Annotated in this window: 17 protein-coding genes and 1 tRNA gene; 8 read left to right on the top strand and 10 right to left on the bottom strand. The window is 71.7% G+C overall.

Annotation, left to right across the window (positions count from 1 at the left end):
- Window positions 1-24 precede the first annotated feature (24 nt).
- Window positions 25-2,070, top strand: coding sequence for a bifunctional copper resistance protein CopD/cytochrome c oxidase assembly protein (locus HP445_RS02575; RefSeq protein WP_128781469.1), 2,046 nt, complete (start codon window positions 25-27; stop codon window positions 2,068-2,070).
- Window positions 2,071-2,106: 36 nt separating this feature from the next.
- Here HP445_RS02575 and HP445_RS02570 read toward each other — a convergent pair whose 3' ends face one another.
- Together HP445_RS02570 and HP445_RS02565 are read right to left on the bottom strand one after the other, a co-directional pair.
- The gene (locus tag HP445_RS02570) at window positions 2,107-2,454 is read right to left on the bottom strand and encodes a hypothetical protein (protein ID WP_027464937.1); all 348 of its coding nucleotides are present in this window, start codon (window positions 2,452-2,454) and stop codon (window positions 2,107-2,109) included.
- Window positions 2,444-3,553 (bottom strand): DUF6177 family protein, encoded by a 1,110-nt coding sequence (locus HP445_RS02565; protein WP_071404923.1) that lies wholly within the window; start codon window positions 3,551-3,553, stop codon window positions 2,444-2,446. The genes HP445_RS02570 and HP445_RS02565 overlap by 11 nt, the downstream gene beginning before the upstream one ends.
- Before the next feature lie 195 nt (window positions 3,554-3,748).
- Here HP445_RS02565 and HP445_RS02560 point away from each other — a divergent pair.
- The 4 genes from HP445_RS02560 (at window position 3,749) to HP445_RS02545 (ending at window position 7,442) form a co-directional block, all read left to right on the top strand.
- Window positions 3,749-3,819: transfer RNA gene (locus tag HP445_RS02560), tRNA-Gly, on the top strand.
- A gap of 22 nt (window positions 3,820-3,841) precedes the next feature.
- A complete protein-coding gene (locus HP445_RS02555; RefSeq protein WP_128781468.1) occupies window positions 3,842-4,978 on the top strand; it encodes an FAD-dependent oxidoreductase in 1,137 nt (378 codons plus the stop codon).
- Between the two features lie 195 nt (window positions 4,979-5,173).
- The gene (locus HP445_RS02550; RefSeq protein WP_128781467.1) at window positions 5,174-6,220 is read left to right on the top strand and encodes a glycerate kinase; all 1,047 of its coding nucleotides are present in this window, start codon (window positions 5,174-5,176) and stop codon (window positions 6,218-6,220) included.
- 175 nt (window positions 6,221-6,395) lie between these two features.
- The gene (locus HP445_RS02545; protein ID WP_128781466.1) at window positions 6,396-7,442 is read left to right on the top strand and encodes an NAD(P)-dependent alcohol dehydrogenase; all 1,047 of its coding nucleotides are present in this window, start codon (window positions 6,396-6,398) and stop codon (window positions 7,440-7,442) included.
- A 72-nt stretch (window positions 7,443-7,514) separates the two neighbouring features.
- On the opposite strand, the gene HP445_RS02540 is transcribed toward HP445_RS02545, so the two are convergent.
- Genes HP445_RS02540 through HP445_RS02525 form a run of 4 tightly spaced genes read right to left on the bottom strand, consistent with a single transcriptional unit; the run spans window position 7,515 to window position 11,351 of the window.
- Window positions 7,515-8,912 (bottom strand): hypothetical protein, encoded by a 1,398-nt coding sequence (locus tag HP445_RS02540; RefSeq protein ID WP_128781465.1) that lies wholly within the window; start codon window positions 8,910-8,912, stop codon window positions 7,515-7,517.
- Entirely contained in the window at window positions 8,902-9,723 is an 822-nt protein-coding gene (locus tag HP445_RS02535; RefSeq protein WP_128781464.1) for a TIGR03943 family putative permease subunit, read from the bottom strand. The genes HP445_RS02540 and HP445_RS02535 overlap by 11 nt, the downstream gene beginning before the upstream one ends.
- Entirely contained in the window at window positions 9,710-10,723 is a 1,014-nt protein-coding gene (locus HP445_RS02530) for a permease (RefSeq protein WP_071246228.1), read from the bottom strand. The genes HP445_RS02535 and HP445_RS02530 overlap by 14 nt, the downstream gene beginning before the upstream one ends.
- Before the next feature lie 49 nt (window positions 10,724-10,772).
- On the bottom strand, window positions 10,773-11,351 hold the full coding sequence (locus HP445_RS02525; protein ID WP_164941264.1) for a TetR/AcrR family transcriptional regulator: 579 nt from the start codon (window positions 11,349-11,351) through the stop codon (window positions 10,773-10,775).
- Between the two features lie 106 nt (window positions 11,352-11,457).
- Here HP445_RS02525 and HP445_RS02520 point away from each other — a divergent pair, with 106 nt between their 5' ends.
- Together HP445_RS02520 and HP445_RS02515 are read left to right on the top strand one after the other, a co-directional pair.
- Complete coding sequence (locus tag HP445_RS02520; RefSeq protein ID WP_027464946.1) at window positions 11,458-11,772, top strand: DMT family transporter; 315 nt, start codon at window positions 11,458-11,460, stop codon at window positions 11,770-11,772.
- A gap of 1 nt (window position 11,773) precedes the next feature.
- A complete protein-coding gene (locus HP445_RS02515) occupies window positions 11,774-12,115 on the top strand; it encodes a DMT family transporter (RefSeq protein WP_128781463.1) in 342 nt (113 codons plus the stop codon).
- 211 nt (window positions 12,116-12,326) lie between these two features.
- Here HP445_RS02515 and HP445_RS02510 read toward each other — a convergent pair whose 3' ends face one another.
- On the bottom strand, window positions 12,327-13,466 hold the full coding sequence (locus HP445_RS02510; protein ID WP_128781462.1) for a CE1758 family FMN-dependent luciferase-like monooxygenase: 1,140 nt from the start codon (window positions 13,464-13,466) through the stop codon (window positions 12,327-12,329).
- A gap of 132 nt (window positions 13,467-13,598) precedes the next feature.
- Window positions 13,599-14,498, bottom strand: a complete 900-nt coding sequence (locus HP445_RS02505; RefSeq protein WP_164941263.1) for a phosphatase PAP2 family protein — start codon at window positions 14,496-14,498, stop codon at window positions 13,599-13,601.
- Window positions 14,499-14,739: 241 nt separating this feature from the next.
- Between HP445_RS02505 and HP445_RS02500 the strand changes: the two genes are divergently transcribed.
- Window positions 14,740-15,186, top strand: coding sequence for a DUF4383 domain-containing protein (locus HP445_RS02500; protein ID WP_164941262.1), 447 nt, complete (start codon window positions 14,740-14,742; stop codon window positions 15,184-15,186).
- Between the two features lie 302 nt (window positions 15,187-15,488).
- Here HP445_RS02500 and HP445_RS02495 read toward each other — a convergent pair whose 3' ends face one another.
- Together HP445_RS02495 and HP445_RS02490 are read right to left on the bottom strand one after the other, a co-directional pair.
- Complete coding sequence (locus tag HP445_RS02495; RefSeq protein WP_111030936.1) at window positions 15,489-16,811, bottom strand: ATP-dependent DNA helicase; 1,323 nt, start codon at window positions 16,809-16,811, stop codon at window positions 15,489-15,491.
- A complete protein-coding gene (locus tag HP445_RS02490) occupies window positions 16,808-18,850 on the bottom strand; it encodes a bifunctional copper resistance protein CopD/cytochrome c oxidase assembly protein (RefSeq protein ID WP_128781459.1) in 2,043 nt (680 codons plus the stop codon). The genes HP445_RS02495 and HP445_RS02490 overlap by 4 nt, the downstream gene beginning before the upstream one ends.
- Window positions 18,851-18,896: the final 46 nt, after the last annotated feature.

Here is an 18,896-nt window from a genome sequence, read left to right as displayed (position 1 = left end):
CGACACGCCTACGATTGGACGGTCATGACCGTCACGTCACCCGAAACCCAGCCCACGGGGTCAGCGCCGGACGCCGCCCCCACCACCGGGCGCTCGTCCACCGTCGCGACGGTCCTCGTCATCGCGATCCCGCTGGCCGTCGCGTGCTCGATCCTCGGGCTGACGATCACCGGTGCCTTCAGCGCGAGCCAGCAGCTGGTGTCCGCCGGCGAGGTCGTCGAGTACGGCCTGCCGATCGCCCGCGTCGTGCACGACACGATGGCAGCGCTGACCATCGGGCTCCTCATCGTCGCCGCCTTCGCGCTGCCCGCGCAGAAGAAGGACCACGGCGCCCTGTCCAGCGTGCAGCACCGTGCGACCCGGTGGGCTGCAGCGACCGGCGCCGTCTGGTTCCTGGCCGCCGCGGTGAGCATCGTCCTGACCGGCGCGAACACCCTCGGTGTCCCGCTCACCAGCCCGGTGTTCGCCCGCAACTTCATGCTCTTCGCGTTCCAGGTCGAGATCGGCCAGGCGCTCGTGGTGTCGGCAGCCGCGATCCTGGTCGCCACGGTGGTCGCCGCTTTCGCCACCCGGGTGACGACCCTGGCGTTCGCCACCGTGATCGGCCTGTTCGCCCTGCTCCCCCTGGCCCTGTCCGGCCACGCGGCCGGGTCGCTCGAGCACGCGAACGCGGTGAACTCGCTCGCGATCCACCTGGTCGGGGTGTGCGTGTGGGCCGGTGGCCTGGTCGCCGTGGTCCTGCTCCGCACCCGCACCAAGGGCGCGACCGGACGTGTGATCGCCCGGTACTCGACGCTCGCCGGCTGGTCGTTCGGGGCCGTGGCGTTCTCCGGCATCGTCAACGCGTCGCTGCGCCTGACCGGTCCACTCGACCTGTTCACGACGACGTACGGCTGGCTCATCACCGTCAAGGCGCTCATCCTCGTGCTGCTCGGCGTCGCGGGCATCGTGCAGCGCCGGAAGCTCGTACCCGGGCTCCTCCGCGCGCCGCTCGACCGCCGCCTGTTCACCCGGTTCGCCCTGGCCGAGATCGTGTTCATGGCCGTGGCCATCGGTGTCTCGGTCGCCGTGTCCCGCTCGCAGCCGCCGATCCCGCAGACCCCGGCGACGGGCGAGGACACCCGCTCCGGCCTGATCGGGTTCCCGTTCCCGCCGGCACAGACCACGCAGACGTACCTGACCCAGTGGCACATCGACTGGGTGTGGCTCGGCCTGGCCGTCGTCGGGGCCGTCTGGTACCTGCTGGCGGTGCGCAAGCTCCGGAAGCGCGGCGACGCCTGGCCCATCGGGCGCACCATCGCCTGGCTGATCGGCTGCGCCCTGTTCATCTGGACCACGTCGGCCGGCCCCGCCGTGTACGGCATGATCCACTTCTCGTCGCACATGCTCCAGCACATGCTGCTGATGATGTTCGTCCCGCTGCCGCTCGTGCTCGGCGGCCCGGTGCTGCTCGCGCTCCGCACCCTGCCGGTCCGGAACGACGGCTCACGCGGCGCCCGCGAGTGGCTCATGCTCTTCGTGCACTCCCGCTGGATGCAGTTCCTCGGCAAGCCCGCCGTCGCCGGGATCATCTTCGCCGGGTCGCTCGTGGTCTTCTACTTCACGCCGGCGTACCAGGCCGCGATGCAGTCGCACGAGTGGCACGTCGCGATGATCATCCACTTCGTCCTGAGCGGCTACCTGTTCTTCTGGGTCTTCGTCGGCGTCGATCCGGGCCCCCAGCGCCCGCCGTACCCGATGCTCATCATCACCCTGCTGGCCACCCTGGCGTTCCACGCGTTCTTCGGCGTCGCGGTCATGACGTCGCAGTCGGTGTTCGCGATCGACTGGTTCCACGCGCTGGGCCAGACGAACGACGCCGCGCTGCTCGACGACCAGCACACCGGCGGTGGCATCGCCTGGGGTGCGTCGGAGCTCCCGATGGTGTTCGTGGCCCTGCTCGTCGTCCGGAACTGGATGCGCTCGGACAAGCGCGACGCGAAGCGCCTCGACCGCAAGGCCGACCGGGACGGCGACGCCGAACTCAAGGCCTACAACGAGCGTCTGGCGGCGATGAGCAAGCGGGACTGACCCGCCGCTCCGGCCACTCGGCGGGCGCGGTTCCGGTCAGTCCCCGTGGACGATGCAGACCGCGTCGAGGTCCATCGCGGCCTCGAGCGCGGCCGAGATCCCCGATTCCCCGTCGGGGCCGGCGGGGGTCACGGTGTCGACCCACCACAGCGGCGTCGCCAGGGTCGGGGCGTCCGGCAGGATCCGCTCGACCTCGTCGAAGGAGTCCACGCGGCGCACGCCGAGCACGGTGATCACCGGGTGGGTGGCGTCACGGCAGACCTGCATCATCGGGCCGTCGTCGAGCGCCCGGACACCCCAGGTCTCGTCGTGCAGCAGGAGCGCCTCCGCCACCTCGCGCGTCTCGACCGGCTGGCGGCAGAGGATGGTGACGTCACGCGGCACCCTGACCGCCCACCATCCGGTCGTCGCGGACGTGGCCGTCGAGTGTGCCCTCGTCGTGCGCGGGGTCGAGCGGTGCGCCGCCGACCAGCTGCAGGAAGCGGTCCTCGTCGATGCGGTCGAGGAACGACTCGAGCGCTTCCCAGCCGTCCTCGAAGCGGACGATCATGCCGCCGTCGTCAGCGGCGTCGGCATCCGGACGGGCGGCCGAGCCGGAGCCGGCTGCGAAGGTCGCGGTGGTGGTGCGCGGTGGCGGCCAGACGCCGTCGCGGTCCAGGAAGCCGGCGGCCTCGGGGCCCACGACGACGGCGAGCGGCGACGGCTCGCCGTGCGAGACGGCCCGGACCAGGTGGTCCGCGTCGCCGCGGCGCTGCATGACCACGCCGAACACGGGGACGACCTGGTCGGCGACCCGCTGCACGGCGTCGAACATCCGGTTCGCCAGGCCCGGGTCGGTGTTCTCCTCGGGCACGGTGAGCACGGCGGACATCGTCTCGACGACGACCCCGCCGACCAGGTGCGCGGTCATCGTCGCGGAGAACCCCTCGCCGACGGCGTACGAGGTCGAGATGCCGGGTGCCTCGTGCTTCGCGTACTGCGTGACGACCCAGCGGTCCCACGGCACGGTGAGCGGTTCGGCGGTGCCCCACCGGGTCGGGCAGGTGCCGACGGTGTGGCACAGCGCCTCGATCGCGGAGCCCATGTCGACCGCACGGCCGGGGTGGTGGCGGAGGGTCAGGTCGATGCTGATCTGTCGTACCGAGTCGGCCGAGACGGGGTGCTCGGGCGACGGGGTGCCCACGAGTTCGGGGCCGCGGTGCACGAAGTCCTCGATGTCGGAGGCGGCGACGCCGGTCCGGCCGTCACGCAGCGTGCCGTCGAAGTCGGACACCGCCCACGCGGCACCGTACGCGCCGAGCGCATGACGGAGCGCCGGGGTGATCGCCGCGGCCCGGCCGGTGCGGAGCACGACCGTCCGTCCGGCGTCCGCAGACCGGCGGAGCAGCGAGGCGAGCGCATCGGTCAGCCACACGACGGGCGAGGCGGACTCGACCACGATCGCCGAGCCGACCACGTCGTCGATGAGGGGATGCCTGACCATCCGGGTCCTCCTCGGTTCGGGGCTGGAACTCCCTGGACGGTACACACGGGGGCGACACCTGTCCGTCAGGCGCCCACCCTCACAGCGGAGACTCGGGAGGCGCGACACGCGCCCGCGAGACGGCGTACGGTGCGCGGTCGGCTGGCTTCCAGGCGAGAATCCGCTAGGCTTGCCGAGTCCCGTTCTGCGGGGCGCGCGAGTGTAGTTCAATGGTAGAACTCCAGCTTCCCAAGCTGGTAGCGCGGGTTCGATTCCCGTCACTCGCTCCGTCGGACGTACGCTCACCGCATGTCCTCCTCCTCCGGTTCCCCCGAACACACCGCACCCGTGGTCGTCATCGGTGCCGGGGTCGTGGGCGCCGCGACCGCGTACGCCCTCACCGCCCGCGGCGAGCGCGTCCTGCTCGTGGAACAGCACGCTCGCGGCCACCACCTCGGTTCCTCGCACGGTGCGACCCGGATCTTCCGGCAGGGCTACGCCGACCCCGAGTACGTCGCGCTGACCACGCGGGCACTGGCGCTGTGGGAAGCGCTCGAGGCCGCTGCCGGGGAAGAGCTCATCGTCCGCACGGGTGCCGTCGACCACGGCCGGCCCGAGGTCGTCGACGCGATCGCCGCGGCCCTCGCCGACGCGGACATCCCCCACGAGTCGCTCACACCGGAGCAGGCGGCGGCACGTTGGCCCGGCATCGCGTTCGAGGGGAACGTGCTGACCCATCCCTCCGCCGGACGCATCCGCTCCGACCGGACGATCGAGGTGTTCCTCACGCTGGCCGAAGGGACCGGTCTCGCCGACCTGCGGTTCGACACCCGGGTCACCGGGCTCGAGGACCACGGTGACGCCGTCACCGTGACGCTGTCCGACGGCAGCGCCGTCCGTACCGCGTCCGTGGTGGCCGCCGTGGGCTCGTGGGCCCCCACGCTGGTCGGCGGGTTGCTCGCCGGACGCGGGGCGGGCCTCCCGGCCATCCGCGTGACCCAGGAGCAGCCAGCCCACTTCCCCAGCCACCTGCCGGACGCGGCCTGGCCGAGCTTCGTGCACTGGGCCGACGGCGACGACGTGTACGGGCTGCTGACGCCGGGCGAGGGCGTCAAGGTCGGGTTCCACGGCACCGGCCCCGTCGTCGACCCGGACCACCGGGACTTCGTGCCCGTACCGGCCGAGGCCGAGCGACTGCAGGCGTACGTCGCGCGGTACGTGCCGGGGGTCGACGCGACGAAGCCTGAGTTCATCAGCTGCCTGTACGACAACTCTCCCGACGAAGACTTCGTCATCGACCGGGTCGGGCCGCTGACCGTGGCGACGGGGTTCTCCGGGCACGGCTTCAAGTTCGCGCCGCTGCTCGGCGAGATGCTCGCGGACCTCGCGACGGGCGGGGTGCCGCACCCGCGTTTCGCCCTGCCGGACCCGGCGCCCGCGTCCTGACGCCAGCGCGCGGTCGTTCGCCAGACGCCGGCATTGTTCGTTCGACGCCGTCATGTCGTCGAGACGCCGCCGAATCCGGAGGCGTCTCGCGGACGACGCGGCGTCCTGCGCACACACCGGCGTCTCACACCCGCGCACACGCCGTCGTCTTCTGCGCACGCCGTCGTCTGGCGACCGGCCGCTACGGTGGGAGCCGTGCGCATCATCGTGGCTCCGGACTCGTTCAAGGGCACCGCGACGGCGGCGTCGATCGCTGCGGCCGTTCGTGCCGGCTGGCTGACCGAACGCCCCGACGACGACGTGGTGCTCGCCCCGATGGCCGACGGCGGCGAGGGCACGCTCGACGCCTTCGAGACCGCGGTCCCCGGAGCCGTCCGGGTCCCCGTCACCGTGACCGGGCCGGCCGGCACGCCGGTCGACACCCACTGGCTGCGGCTGCCCGACGGCCGTGGGGTGGTGGAGCTCGCGGCGACGAGCGGCCTCCCCCTGCTCGACGCACCGATGCCGGACACGGCGACGAGCCGCGGGTTCGGCGAGGCGATCGCCGCTGCGCTCGACGCCGGTGCCACGGGGCTCGTGCTCGGCATCGGGGGCAGCGCGTCCACCGACGGCGGGCGTCCGGTGCTCGAGGCGCTCGGACTCGACAGCGACGGAGCCGGCACCGGCGACCTCCGGGCGCTCCCCCCGCTCGGCGTCACCGTGCTCACCGACGTGGCCTCCCCGCTGCTCGGTCCGACCGGTGCCGCAGCCGTCTTCGGCCCGCAGAAGGGCATCACGCCCGACCGTGTGGCGTACTTCGACGAGCGGCTCGCCACCTGGGCCGCGCGCTTCCCCGACGTCGACCCGGACACCCCGGGGTCCGGAGCCGCCGGCGGTGTCGGGTTCGGCCTGCTGGTGTGGGGCGCCACGCTCGCCGGTGGGGCCGCGGCCGTCGCCGAGGTCCTCGGGCTGCCGGCGCTGCTCGACGGCGCCGATGTGGTGATCAGCGGCGAAGGGTGCTTCGACGGCCAGAGCGCCGTCGGCAAGGTGCCCTCGGTGGTCCGCGACCTGACCGCGGCGCACGCTCCCGGAGCCCGCTCGATGCTCGTCGCCGGCGCGATCGAGGCCCCGCTCCACGACTACGCGGCCGCCGCGTCGCTCACCGTGCTCGCGACGCAGACCACCGGCGAGCCCGACGACGCCCTCGCCGACCCGCTGCGCTTCGCCACGATCGCGGGGCAGCGGTTGGCCCGGCTCGCCTGAGCGAGCAGAACGACGCGAGCACCGCAGCCGCCCCGCCGCGCCGGGCAGCCGCCGCGACGCGCCCGTCCGCGGACACAGGGGTGTCCTGGTTGTACCTCCCACCCGGCCGCGGCTGCGCGCACACTGGTTCCGGGCCGGAACCGGCCCGCAACGCACCACCCCCACGAGGAGATCATTGCGCACCGTCAACGCGTACGCGGCACCGTCAGCGACCGAGCCGCTCGTCAAGACCACCATCACCCGTCGGGACGTCGGCCCGGACGACGTCGCGATCGACATCGCCTACGCCGGCATCTGCCACTCGGACATCCACACCGTCCGCGGTGAGTGGGGCCCCATCCAGTACCCGCAGGTCGTCGGCCACGAGATCGTCGGCCACGTCACCGAGGTCGGCGCGAACGTCACCAAGCACAAGGTCGGCGACCGCGTCGGCGTCGGCTGCATGGTCAACTCGTGCGGCGAGTGCGAGAACTGCGTCGCCGGCCAGGAGCAGTACTGCCTCAAGGGCAACATCGGCACCTACGCCAGCGTCGACCCGGCCGACGGCTCGATCACCCAGGGCGGCTACTCGCAGGCCGTCGTGGTGAACGAGGACTTCGTCCTCCGTGTCCCCGAGTCGCTCGACATCGAGAAGGTCGCGCCGCTGCTCTGCGCCGGCATCACCACCTACTCGCCGCTGCACCACTGGAACGCCGGCCCCGGCACCAAGGTCGCCGTCGTCGGCATGGGCGGGCTCGGCCACATGGCCGTCAAGATCGCCGTCGCGCTCGGCGCCGAGGTCACCGTCCTGTCGCAGACCACCTCGAAGCAGGAGGACTCGCTCCGCTACGGCGCGAAGGCCCACTACGCGACGAAGGACCCGGAGACGTTCGAGAAGCTCGCGAACTCCTTCGAGCTGATCATCAACACCGTCTCGGCGAAGATCCCGATGGGTTCCTACCTCGGCCTGCTCAAGGTCGACGGCACGCTCGTCAACGTGGGCGCTCCGTCCGAGCCGCTCGAGGTGCCGGCCTTCGCGCTCATCCCGCGTCGGCTCAGCTGGGCGGGTTCCGCCATCGGCGGCATCCAGGAGACCCAGGAGATGCTCGACTTCTGCGCCGAGCACGGGATCCTCCCGGAGACCGAGCTCATCAGCGCCGACCAGATCAACGAGGCCTACGAGCGCGTGCTGTCCTCGGACGTCCGCTACCGCTTCGTGATCGACGCGGCCACGCTGGCGTAGTCGTCACCACCTGAACGACGGAAGGCCCGTTGCCGGCTGGCAACGGGCCTCCCGTCTGTCGTCTCGATGCCGTCAGCCGACTTCGTCACCGGACGGCAGCGCGCCGCACCAGTCGACGGAGCCCGCGTCGATGCTCGCCTCGAGCGCGCCGGAGGCCGCGTCGACGATGCTCACGAGCTCGCCGGTCGCCGACTTCGTCGCGACCGCGACGAACTGGCTGTTCGGGGACGGGCAGACCGCGGTGACGCTCGCGTCGTCCGGGATCGTCACGGGCAGCCGGGAGGCCCGTCCCCCGTCCACGCGCACGATCCGTGCCGCGATGGTGCCGTCCGACCGCACGTCCCCCAGCACCCGCAGGTACGTGTCGTCGGACAGCTGGGCGATGCGGCCGAGGACGGCCGCATCGGTGCTCTCGGCGGGCGCCTGCAGCGCAGACTTCGACCCGTCGGTCAGGTCCAGCCGCTCGATCCCGGTGCCCGTCTCGACGACGGCCGTGGTGCCGGTGCCGACGAAGCCGTGCAGGTAGGTGGCGCTGCCGAGCCGGACCGGGTCGGCACGCCCGCTCATGTCGACGAGCACCAGGTCGTCGCTGCCCGTCCGGACCAGCGCGCTCTCGGTGCGCGGGACGTAGGCCCACTGCCCGACCGTCATCGGCACGGCGCCCGTCTTCGGCTTGCCGTTCGCCGCGATCGCCGTGGGCATGTGGGTGCCCGTCATGTCGACCACGTACAGGCCGGTGTTCCGGGACTGCCCGGTCGAGGTGTCGGCGTACTCGAACCCGAACGAGGCACCGTCGTCGGCGACGTGGAGCGCCGTGACACGGCCCTCGGCGGTCGGCAGGGTGAGGTGTTCGACGGGGGCGTCGGCGTCCTGCACGCCACCGCTCAGCGCCACGATGTCCACGGACGAGCTCGCGTCCGTGCCGCTCACGACCACCAGGGAACGGCCGAGCCGGGCGTACTCGGAGATCGCGGTGCCCTCGTAGACCGTGGTGGCACCGCCCGCGTCGAGGGAGCGCCGGACGATGCGGTCCTTCGCCCCGGCCTGCCCCGGCACGAGTGCGAGCACGTCGGTGCTGCCGGTGCGGATCGCCGCGGTCAGGTCGGACGTGGCACGCTGCCCGGGTGCCCGGACGTCCGCGACCGTCACGGTGTACTCGCGGTCGTACGCCAGGGGTCCGGCGAACTCGACCGCGATCGTGTTGCCGCTCGAGGTCACGGTGTGCGCCGCAGCCGGGCTGACCCGGACGTCGGCGGCGGCGACCTTCTGCAGCGCCTGGTTCGCCGTCAGGATCACCCGCTGGGCCGGCCGGGTGACGAGACCGGTCGCGTCGTAGGACACGTCGCGGAGCCGCGGGCCCTGCTGCGAGCCGACGACGGCGGCGAGCGCGGCGACCACGGCGAGGACCACCACGACGGCGACGTACCGGCGGTGGAAGCGGTGTGCGACGGGGCGGCGCTCAGAACTCATACGGGTCCTCGGGCTGCGCGATGTCGGTGATCTTCGCGGCCTTGACGACGATGCGGGCGTCGGCGGACTGGTCCGGGTTGGCGGCCAGGGCCCCGCGGACGGTGACCCACTGGCCCTCGTCGGGGACGGTCCCGGCGCCGTCGCCGTCGCCGGTCACGACACCGAGGCCCACCGGTTGCGCGTCCACGGCGCAGCAGCTGATCACGAAGCGGGTGAGGGTGAAGGACTCGTCGTCGCCCGGCACCACGAAGCCCGTCAGTTCGACCTGCTTGCCGACCAGGGCCGTGGTGTCCGTGGTCTGCCGGATCAGCGCGGCCCAGTCCTTGACGCCGTACTCCGAGGTGTCGACGCCCTCGCTGCCGAGCAGCTGCACCGCGGACTCCGAGCCGGTGGCGTTGGACAGGGTCGCGGAGTCCACGCTCCGCTGCTGGGCGGTGCGGGCGGACAGGGTCGTCGGCGGCAGGACGAGCATCGCGACGGTGACGCCGATCGTGACGACGGCGGCGGCGCCGCCGAGGGCGAGGCGGACGGCGCGACGGCGGCCTCCCGTCCGCTGCTGCTGGTGCAGATCGAGGTCGTCCTCGTCGTCGCCGTGCGTGTGGCCGTACCCGCGGGCGGTGGCCACCAGTCCGGCGATCGACGCGGGCACCCCGACGGCGGCGAGCACGACCGTGAACACCGAGTAGCGCGGGTTGATGTACAGGTCGAGGTGCCCGACCAGCGCGAGCCACAGCGTGCAGAGGGCGGCGGCCAGCACCGACCCGAGACCCAGGTACGCGGCCGCGTTGCTGCGTGCATCAGACGAGGACATTCATCACCAACCCGACGGCTCCGGCGAACAGGACGCACACGACGGACAGCAGCACCAGGAAGCGGACCCGGAACGTCGTGCGCAGCAGGGCGATCATCTTGACGTCGATGATCGGCCCGATGATCAGGAAGGCCGTGATCGACCCGGGCAGGAACGTCGACGCGAAGGACAGCGCGAAGAAGGCGTCGACGTTCGAGCAGAGCGACACCGTCATCGCCAGCAGCATCATCGCCGCGACGGACAGCACCGGGTTCGAGCCGACGGCCACCAGGGTCGATCGGGGCACGGCGACCTGGATCGCCGCGGCGAGGCCGGCACCGACGAACAGTGCCGGCATCATCGTCGCCGTCTCGCCGCCGAACTGCGCGGCGCTCTGCCGCCAGCGGTGCAGGCCGCGGGGCGCTCCGACGGCCGCACGGCACCGGGCCTCGAAGGCGGGGAGCAGCAGGTCGGCCGGACGGCGGTGCGCGGCGACGATCCAGCCGACGAGGTTCGCGATGACGAACCCGCCGACGATGCGCACCGGCAGGATCCACCCGGACCAACCGAACGCCTGCGCGGTGCTGATGATGACGAGCGGGTTGAGGATCGGGGCCGCGACGAGGAACGTGACGGCCTCGGCCGGCGTGAACCCACGCATCATCAGGCCGCGGGCGAGGGGCACGTTGCCGCACTCGCACACCGGGAAGAGCATGCCGATCAGGGAGATCACGGCGCGACGGCCGAAGGCGTTCTGCGGCAGGACCTTCTCGAGCGCGCCGACCGGCACCCAGACCTCGACGACGATCGACAGCACGATGCCGAGCACCACGAACGGCAGGGACTCGACGACGACGCTGATCGCCAGTGTGAGGAAGTCCTGCACGACGTCCGGCAGCCCGGTCGACCCGATGCTCGGGGAGAACAGCCGGATGCCCAGCAGGACGACGACGGCGAGCAGCACCAGGCCGGGGCCGGTGAGGCTCCGGGTGCGCTGCGGCGGCCGCGTGGTCGTCGTCACCGGGACAGGATAGGTGACGCCTCCTGCCCGGGGCTGCACACGGGGCGGCTCAACCCGCGGTGACGCCGTCGAGGTGCCGGTCGAGCACGTCGATCGCCCAGTCGCCGGACTCCCCCGGAGCCAGTCGGACGACCTGCATCGCGAGTCCGTCCAGGAGCGCGTGGAGGCGGCAGGCCTCGTACTCCCGGTCGTCCGCCGGTACCCCGAGCAGCCCGAGGACCTCCTCGCACCACGTCCGCATCGCCGCGACGGTCCGGTCGAGCGTCGGCCGGAGCCCGACGTCGGTGAGCGCGGCGTTGCCGAGCGCCAGGTAGACCTCGAGCTCGACGACCCGCTCCTCGTCGAGGGGCAGCAGCTCGAGCACGATCCGGCGTGCGCGTCGGGCCGGCGTGAGGTCGTCGGGGATGGCGTCGATGCGCTCGCGGATCCGGTCGAACACGAGCGTGATGGTGTGCTCGCGGACGCTCGCCTGGGTCGGGAACGTGTAGCGGACCGTGCTCGGCGGCAGTCCGGCCTCGGCGGCGACGTTCCGCACGCTCAACGCTCCGAGCCCGTCGCGCACGAGGACCCGGCACGCCGCCTCGGACACGGTGCGGCGCCGTTCGTCGACGTCCATGCTCCTGGCCACGACGCCATACTCGCACAGTCGTACGAACTCGTGCTACCGTCGAGGTCGTTGTCGCACAGTCGTACGACAACGAGAACGAACGACTCCCGCAGGAAAGGACATCGTCATGGCATGGGCAATCCTCGTGCTCAGCGGCGTGCTCGAGGCCGTCTGGGCCACCGCCCTCAGTGCCTCGAACGGCTTCAAGAAGGTCGTCCCCACGATCGTGTTCGTCGCCGGCATGGCGCTGAGCATGGTGGGGTTGGCGTTCGCGATGAAGAGCATCCCGGTCGGCACCGCCTACGCCGTCTGGGTCGGCATCGGGGCGTCCCTGACCGTGGTCGTCGCGATCCTCCGCCGACAGGAGGCCGCGTCCTTCGCCCGCCTCGCCCTGGTCTTCGGCCTGGTGGCGTGCGTCATCGGCCTCAAGGTGGTGAGCTGACATGGCATGGATCGTCCTGTTCGTCAGCGCCGCGCTCGAGACCGTCTGGGCGACCGCACTCGGTGAGAGCGACGGCTTCACCGAGCTCCGCCCGACGATCGTGTTCGCCGTCACGATCGTGATCAGCCTGGTCGCCTTCGGCTACGTCCTGAAGCACATCCCGATCAGCACGGCGTACGCGGTGTGGACCGGGACCGGCGCCGCCCTCACCGTGCTCTGGGGCATGGCCACCGGCGCGGAGCACGTCACCGTCCTGCGCCTGCTGTTCATCGCCGGCATCGTCGGGTGCGTCGTGGGCCTCAAGCTCGTGCCGGCCCGCCCCGCCGCCGACCTCACGCGCTGAGCGACAGCTCACGCGCCAGCGATCCCGTGAGGTGTCGCTGACCCCGTGAGGCGAGTGCGGTCCGAGCACGCGCGCCGAGCCGGACGGGAGGCCCGGTGCCAGCTGGCACGGCGCCTCCCGTCCGTCTGTGGGTCGCGCCCACCGCGCATGGTGAGCAGCAATGGTCGGGTCACCTCGCGGGACCCGACCGTTCCTGCTCACGAAACGAGCGTCAGACGGACGCGCCCGTCCACTCGTCCTCGGCGGCGACGTGGTCGCTGCCGACCGTGCCGGCCGCCATCGCGGCAGCGGCGCGTGCCGCGTGCGACGGCGGGTCCGACGGCACGTCGGCCGGGCGCCCCTCGTCGTTGAGCTTGCGCAGCTCCGGCACGATGTCCGTCGCCAGGATGTCGATCTGCTCGAGCACCGTCTTGAGCGGCAGGCCGGCGTGGTCGATGAGGAACAGCTGGCGCTGGTAGTGGCCGACGTGGTCCTTCATCGCCGCGTACCGGTCGATGACCTGCTGCGGCGAACCGACGGTGAGCGGGGTCTGGGCGGTGAAGTCCTCCATCGAGGGGCCGTGACCGTAGACCGGAGCGTTGTCGAAGTAGGGCCGGAACTCCTTGATCGCGTCCTGCGAGTCCTTCCGCGCGAAGAACTGCCCGCCGAGCCCGACGATCGCCTGGTCGGCGCGGCCGTGGCCGTAGTGCTCGAAGCGCTGGCGGTACAGGCCGACCATCTGCTCGGTGTGCTGGATCGGCCAGAAGATGTTGTTGTGGAAGAAGCCGTCACCGTAGTAGGCCGCCTGCTCGGCGATCTCCGGCGTGCGGATCGAGCCGTGCCAGACGAACGGCGGGACACCGTCGAGCGGACGCGGGGTCGAGGTGAAGCCCTGCAGCGGCGTGCGGAACTTGCCCTGCCAGTTGACGACGTCGTTCTCCCACAGCTGGCGGACGAGCGCGTAGTTCTCGATCGCCAGGTTGACGCCCTGGCGGATGTCCTGGCCGAACCACGGGTAGACGGGACCGGTGTTGCCGCGGCCCATCATCAGGTCCATGCGACCGTCGGAGACGACCTGCAGCATCGCGTACTCCTCGGCGATGCGCACCGGGTCGTTCGTGGTGATCAGGGTCGTCGACGTGGACAGCGTGATGTCCTTCGTCTTCGCCGCCAGGTAGGCGAGCAGCGTGGTCGGCGACGAGGCCACGAACGGCGGGTTGTGGTGCTCGCCGGTCGCGAAGACGTCGAGCCCGGCCTGGTCGGCGTGCTCGGCGATCGTCAGGATGTCGCGGACGCGCTGGGTGTCGTCCGGCGTGGTGCCGGTCGTGGGGTCGGTCGTGACGTCACTGACCGTGAAGATGCCGAACTGCATGATGCGCCGCCTTTCGCGATATCGATGCGTTTGCATCGACTTGCTGGATACAACGTAGCGCACGGCGTGGCATTCCCGCCAGGCTCGCGCCCGTCGGACGGGCGGCCGGGAGGCCCGGCTCGGCTCCCCGGGTCAGCCGGCGGCGGGCAGCGTGGCCGGGTCGGTGCGCGCGGCGTGGTGCATCCCGTCGAGGAACCACACGACGGTCACGACCGCCAGGACGCTCGCGCTGGACGCCAACCGCCCCGCCACCAGGATCGCGGCGTGGTCGTACGCGCCGTCACCGGTCAGGCCGACCACGAGCGCCGCGACACCGATCACCAGCGTGAGCCCGGTCGCGACGAGGAGCACGACGCTCACCACCCGCCGCGGCCCCCGCCGGCCGTCACGGTCGCCCCGGAGCCCCCGGTCGACCCGGGGGCCGACCGCGCGGACGATGCCGAGCCAGAACACCGCGATCGCGCATGCGCCGATGATGTCGCTGACCCGGTGCCAGCCGTAGACCACGGTCTGGTTCGCCACGAAGACCGCGTACCCGACGCCGACGATGGTCACCAGCGGGCGGAACCGACGAGGCGTGACCATCAGGACCGCGAACAGCGCCGCCAGCGCGATCGTCGCGTGCCCGGACGGGAACGAGTTCGGCGTCGTCGACTGAGCGATCTCAGGGCGCACGGCGATACGCTTGACGAGCGTCGAGGTGGCCGCCGACGCGAGTACCACGACCCCCGCGCCGAGTCCCACCGAGAGCCGCCGTCTGGCGAACGCCACGGCGACGATCACGACGACGAGCAACAGGATCACCGGCACCGAGATGACGTTGAGCGCAGTGTCCGAGCTGAAGAGGTCGGACTCCCGGACCCCGCCGAGCGCGGCGTCCTCCGCTTTCTGACCGACCGGGGTCAGCACCGCGACCCCGTAGACGAGAGGCACGATCACGAACCCCAGAGCCGCCAGCGCAGCCCACCGCCCCCGCCGCGAGACCCACGGTCCGCGCGACTCGGATGCACTGCGCTCGGGTGTCAAGGTCACCGGGCTGGTCCTCCTGGGAGTGGTCGTCGTCGGGCTCGTCGCACGACTGGCGGCGGCGCTGCGATTGGGTCGGTCGGGGTCCGACACGATACCGTTGGAGCACCGGCCGGAGGCTGGGAACCGCACCCCCGTCGGCCGTGCACTGCGCGCTGACACGAGGGGATCGGTGATCCCCGCCGGGCCGTCGCACCACGCGGGACCGACGCACGTCGCGTCGGCAGTGTACGAGGAGGAAACCGAAGTGGCCATCAAGGAACCGGGCATCATCGCCTCGCCGAACCGGGGTCTCGCACTCACGGCCGGCGGCGTCCTCGCACTCTGGGGCGTCCTGGGCTTCTTCTTCGCCGCCGACGGCGACCCGGGCTTCTTCAACCGCCAGGGCGGCATGCTGTGGAACGCGTTCGGCGTGAACCCGGCGCTCTGCCTGGTGTGGGTACTGCTCGCCGCGGTGCTGCTCATCACCGGCCTCGGCAACACCGTCGGATCGCGCAACGGCAACCTGCTCGTCGGGGTCCTGCTCGTCCTCTTCGCGGTGTACGGCTTCATCTTCGTCGACACCTCGGCCAACGTCTTCGCGCTGAACACCACGGACAACGTGTTCCACGCGATCGTCGGTGTGCTCCTGCTCCTCACCGCGATCGGTGCCGACAAGGAGAACCTCCGCGCACTGCGCGCGGCGCGCGCCTGACGCACCCGCTCGACTGCACTCCCGACGCCCGTCTGCCGCTCCGGCAGGCGGGCGTCGTCGTGACGGTGAAGGCGGGGCGGCGGGGTGGTCCGGCGGGGGCTGTCGTCCGGTCACGACTCCCCGCTCAGGTCCGCCGGCCGGTCACGAACTGTCGGATGCAGAGTCTCAAGTCGACGACGAGTGACCACTCGGCGCAGGACCGACGGGGAGTCGTGACCGCTCGGCGGTGTGCGTCCGGGCAGGCAGGCGCGCGTGCCCGGCGGCGTGAAGACGAAGCGGACCCGACGGGTCAGTCGGACGCGTCAGTCGGCGTCGGGCTCGGCGTCGGGCTGCTTCTTCGGAGCTTCGAGCTCGGTGGCGACGATGCGGGGCGCCTCGGACATGAAGCGTCGGACGTCCAGGTCGACGATGATGTCCTGCGGCCGGAGCGGCCGGGTGAGGAACAGCCCCTCGAGCGAGGTCAGCCGCGACAGCGCCACGTACGTCTGACCCGCGCTGAACACCCGGTTGCCGAGGTCGACCACGGCCCGGTCGTAGGTGCTGCCCTGCGACTTGTGGATGGTCACGGCCCAGGCGAGCCGGAGCGGGAACTGCTGGAACTCCCCGACGGTGTCCTTCTTGAGTTCCTTCTTGTCCGCGTCGTACGAGTACTTGAACTTCTCCCACACCGATGGCTGGACCTCGAACGACTCACCGTCGACGTCGACCCACACCGTGTCGCGGATGGCCGTCACGATGCCCAGGGTGCCGTTCACCCAGCGCTGGTCGGCGTCGTTGCGCAGGAACATCACGTGCGCACCGGGCTTCAGCTCGAGGGCTTCGTCGGCCGGGAAGTTCCGTCCACCGAAGTCGCCGTTCACGTCGGCCTTGGCGGTCTTCACCTTGCCGGGCAGCCGCTCGAGGGCAGCCTTGTTGATCCGGGCGACCGTGTCGTTGCGGGTCGCCAGGGTGATGGCGTCGTCCGGGGCCGGGCGGGCCCCTGCGGTGTTGAGCTGCTCGGCGATGTCCGCGGTGACCCGGCCGTGCCGGACGGCGGTGAGCATCGCTGCGAAGGCGTCGTCGCGCTGTCGGTGCACCGTGGCGAGCTCGATGATGTTGAGCTCGGCCTCGAGCCACACCTTGGCGTCGAAGAACCACATCGACCGGTAGTGGTCGGTGAAGTAGGCGCGCTCGTCGGCGTCGCCGGGCACCGGGGGGAGCTGGTACGGGTCGCCGAACATCACGACCTGCACACCGCCGAACGGCTCGAACTGCCGACCGCGGGCCTTGCGGAGCGACCGGTCCATGCCGTCGAGCAAGTCGGCGTTGACCATCGAGACCTCGTCGATGACCAGGGTGTCGATCGTGTTGAGGAGCTTGCGGGTGTCCGGGCCCTGCCGCAGCTCCGCGTCGGCGATGAGCCCGATCGGCAGCCGGAACAGGGAGTGGATCGTCTGGCCGCCGACGTTGAGCGCGGCGACCCCCGTCGGGGCGCAGATGACGACCTGCTTCTCGGTGTTCCACGACAGGTGGTTGAGCAGCGTGGACTTGCCCGTGCCGGCCCGGCCGGTGATGAACACGTGGTCACGGGTGTGCTCGATGTACTCGAAGACGGCGCGCTGTTCGTCGCTCAGCTCGATGCTCATCGGGCGTCCGCCCCGGGCGATGGTTCGAGGTCGTCGCTGCCGTCGTCGAAGTCCAGATCGTCCTGGTCGGCCCGGGCAGCAGGGACGGCGGGGACGGTCGCACCGGCCACAGCTGCGTCGCCGGCAGCAGCTGCGTCGACGACGTCGACCGGGTCTCCGCCGTCACGCCGCAGCCGCACGAGCACCACCACGACCACCGTCACCAGGAGCAGCACTCCGGCGACGATCAGGACGAGGCCGGCCCGGGCCTGGTCGACGAGCGGATCCGGCCCCCACGTCCGGCCCATCGCACCGAACCACGAGGCCTGCAGCAGCCCGAGCGGCCCACGCATCGCGATGCCGAGCGAGACCGTGCCCGCCGCGATCACCACCGCCCCGACGATCCGGACGGCCGCGGCAGCCGTGGTCGGACGACGGTGCCCGGCGGGGATCGGTGTGCAGAGCGTCGGGACGGCCAGCAGCCCGACCAGCAGGAACACTACGTCGCTGACGGTACGACCGGTGGGGTCGCTCACCGACCACCGCACGGCGTCGGTGGCGAAGAACGCCCACCACAAGGCCGCCGCGAGCAGGAACGCAGGGAACGGCTGGGCCAGGTACCGCACGGACGGGTGCTCGACGATGACGTCGGTCCACTCACGCACACCCGTGCTGTCGTCGTGCCGGGGGTGCACGGCGGCGCGGATCAGGGCGACCGGTGCCGCCGCCCACACCAGGGCGGGGACCACCAGGCCGAGCAGCACGTGGGCACCGACGTTCGCTGAGACCAGGAACCGGTCGTACTGGTGGAGCGAGCCCGAGGTCGCGACCACCAGGGACACGATCGCCAGGGCTGCGGCGATCGAGCGTCGTGCCGGCCACCGCACGCCGCTCCGCCGCAGTCGCACGACGCCGGCCACGTACGTCGCGGCGAGCAGCACGGCGGCCATCAGCCAGAACAGGTCGATGTTCCACTGGGTCAGCCAGCCCCACGCACCGGGCGCGTGCGGCAGCAGGTCGTCGGTCAGGAGCTCCGCCGGGCTCGGGTCGGTGGTCTTGCTCAGGGCGATCTGGTCGACCGGGGTGGCGGTCCGTCCGAGCGCCGCGGCGAACCCCGACGCCACACCCATCACCGCGAGCTCGACGACGATGAGGGTCCAGAAGGGCCGCTGCCGACCGGGCGAGGTGGTCAGCGCACGGATGGCCCGACGGCGCTGCACCGCGCCGAGGACACCGATGGCGACGATCGCGCCGATCTTCACCAGGACGAGCGTGCCGTACGGGGTGAACAGGTTCGACAGCGCCCCGACGCGGATCTGTGCCGACGCGGTGCCGGAGACGGCGACGAGCACGAAGCAGCCGAGGGCGATGCTCGAGTACCGGGCCACGACCACGGCCAGCCGGTCCCCGGGCAGCACCCCGCGCAGCAGCACGAGCATGACGAGCCCACCGACCCACAGCGCCGCACCGACGAGGTGCAGCCCCAGGGCCGTCACGGCGGCGTCGTGGCTGGCGGTGCCGGCGGCGTGGCCCTGCTGCGCGAGCGGGATGAGGCCGATCATCGAGACGCCGGCGGTCAGGGCGACCATGCCCCGCGAACGGACTGCGAAGCAGAGCACCGTGACGGCCGCGGCGACGAGGACGGTGACGAGCCAGGCGAGCCCGAGCTCGGTGCCGGTGAGGAAGACCCCCATCGACTGCCCGAACTGCTCGTCGATGCTGATGCGCGAACCGGCGACGCTGAGGAACGTGCAGAACGTGGCGACAGCCGACGCGACCGTCCAGACACCACTGGCCCCGGCGGCGACGTCGATCGCGCGGTTCCACTCGGGGCCGGAGCGCGAGAGGCCGATGGTCGCCAGTGCGAGCCCACCGATCGTGGTGGCCGCGGACAGGTCGACGACGAGCCGGGCGATCGGCAGCCCGAAGCGGACGACGGGCCCCGGGTCGGCGATCAGTGCGGGGTTCGCGCCCCCACCGATGACGAGTGCCGTGAGCAGCGCCACGAACCCGACGAGCAGGAGCACGGCGGGACCGGCGATGCGCGCGATCCGATTCACCCGTCAAGCCTAGGCGGTGCCCACCCGGCGGACGGACGGGGCGGGC

It is taken from the genome of Curtobacterium flaccumfaciens (assembly GCF_013359815.1).
In the GTDB taxonomy this organism is placed as follows: domain Bacteria; phylum Actinomycetota; class Actinomycetes; order Actinomycetales; family Microbacteriaceae; genus Curtobacterium; species Curtobacterium flaccumfaciens.
This window is presented reverse-complemented; position numbering and strand designations above follow the sequence as displayed.

Bases quoted from the DNA above. Each gene is read 5' to 3' on its own strand.
- HP445_RS02575 (WP_128781469.1), top strand. From the start codon at position 25: ATGACCGTCACGTCACCCGAAACCCAGCCCACGGGGTCAGCGCCGGAC.
- HP445_RS02565 (WP_071404923.1), bottom strand. From the start codon at position 3,553: ATGGTCAGGCATCCCCTCATCGACGACGTGGTCGGCTCGGCGATCGTG.
- HP445_RS02555 (WP_128781468.1), top strand. From the start codon at position 3,842: ATGTCCTCCTCCTCCGGTTCCCCCGAACACACCGCACCCGTGGTCGTC.
- HP445_RS02540 (WP_128781465.1), bottom strand. From the start codon at position 8,912: ATGAGTTCTGAGCGCCGCCCCGTCGCACACCGCTTCCACCGCCGGTAC.
- HP445_RS02535 (WP_128781464.1), bottom strand. From the start codon at position 9,723: ATGTCCTCGTCTGATGCACGCAGCAACGCGGCCGCGTACCTGGGTCTC.
- HP445_RS02520 (WP_027464946.1), top strand. From the start codon at position 11,458: ATGGCATGGGCAATCCTCGTGCTCAGCGGCGTGCTCGAGGCCGTCTGG.
- HP445_RS02515 (WP_128781463.1), top strand. From the start codon at position 11,774: ATGGCATGGATCGTCCTGTTCGTCAGCGCCGCGCTCGAGACCGTCTGG.
- HP445_RS02510 (WP_128781462.1), bottom strand. From the start codon at position 13,466: ATGCAGTTCGGCATCTTCACGGTCAGTGACGTCACGACCGACCCCACG.
- HP445_RS02495 (WP_111030936.1), bottom strand. From the start codon at position 16,811: ATGAGCATCGAGCTGAGCGACGAACAGCGCGCCGTCTTCGAGTACATC.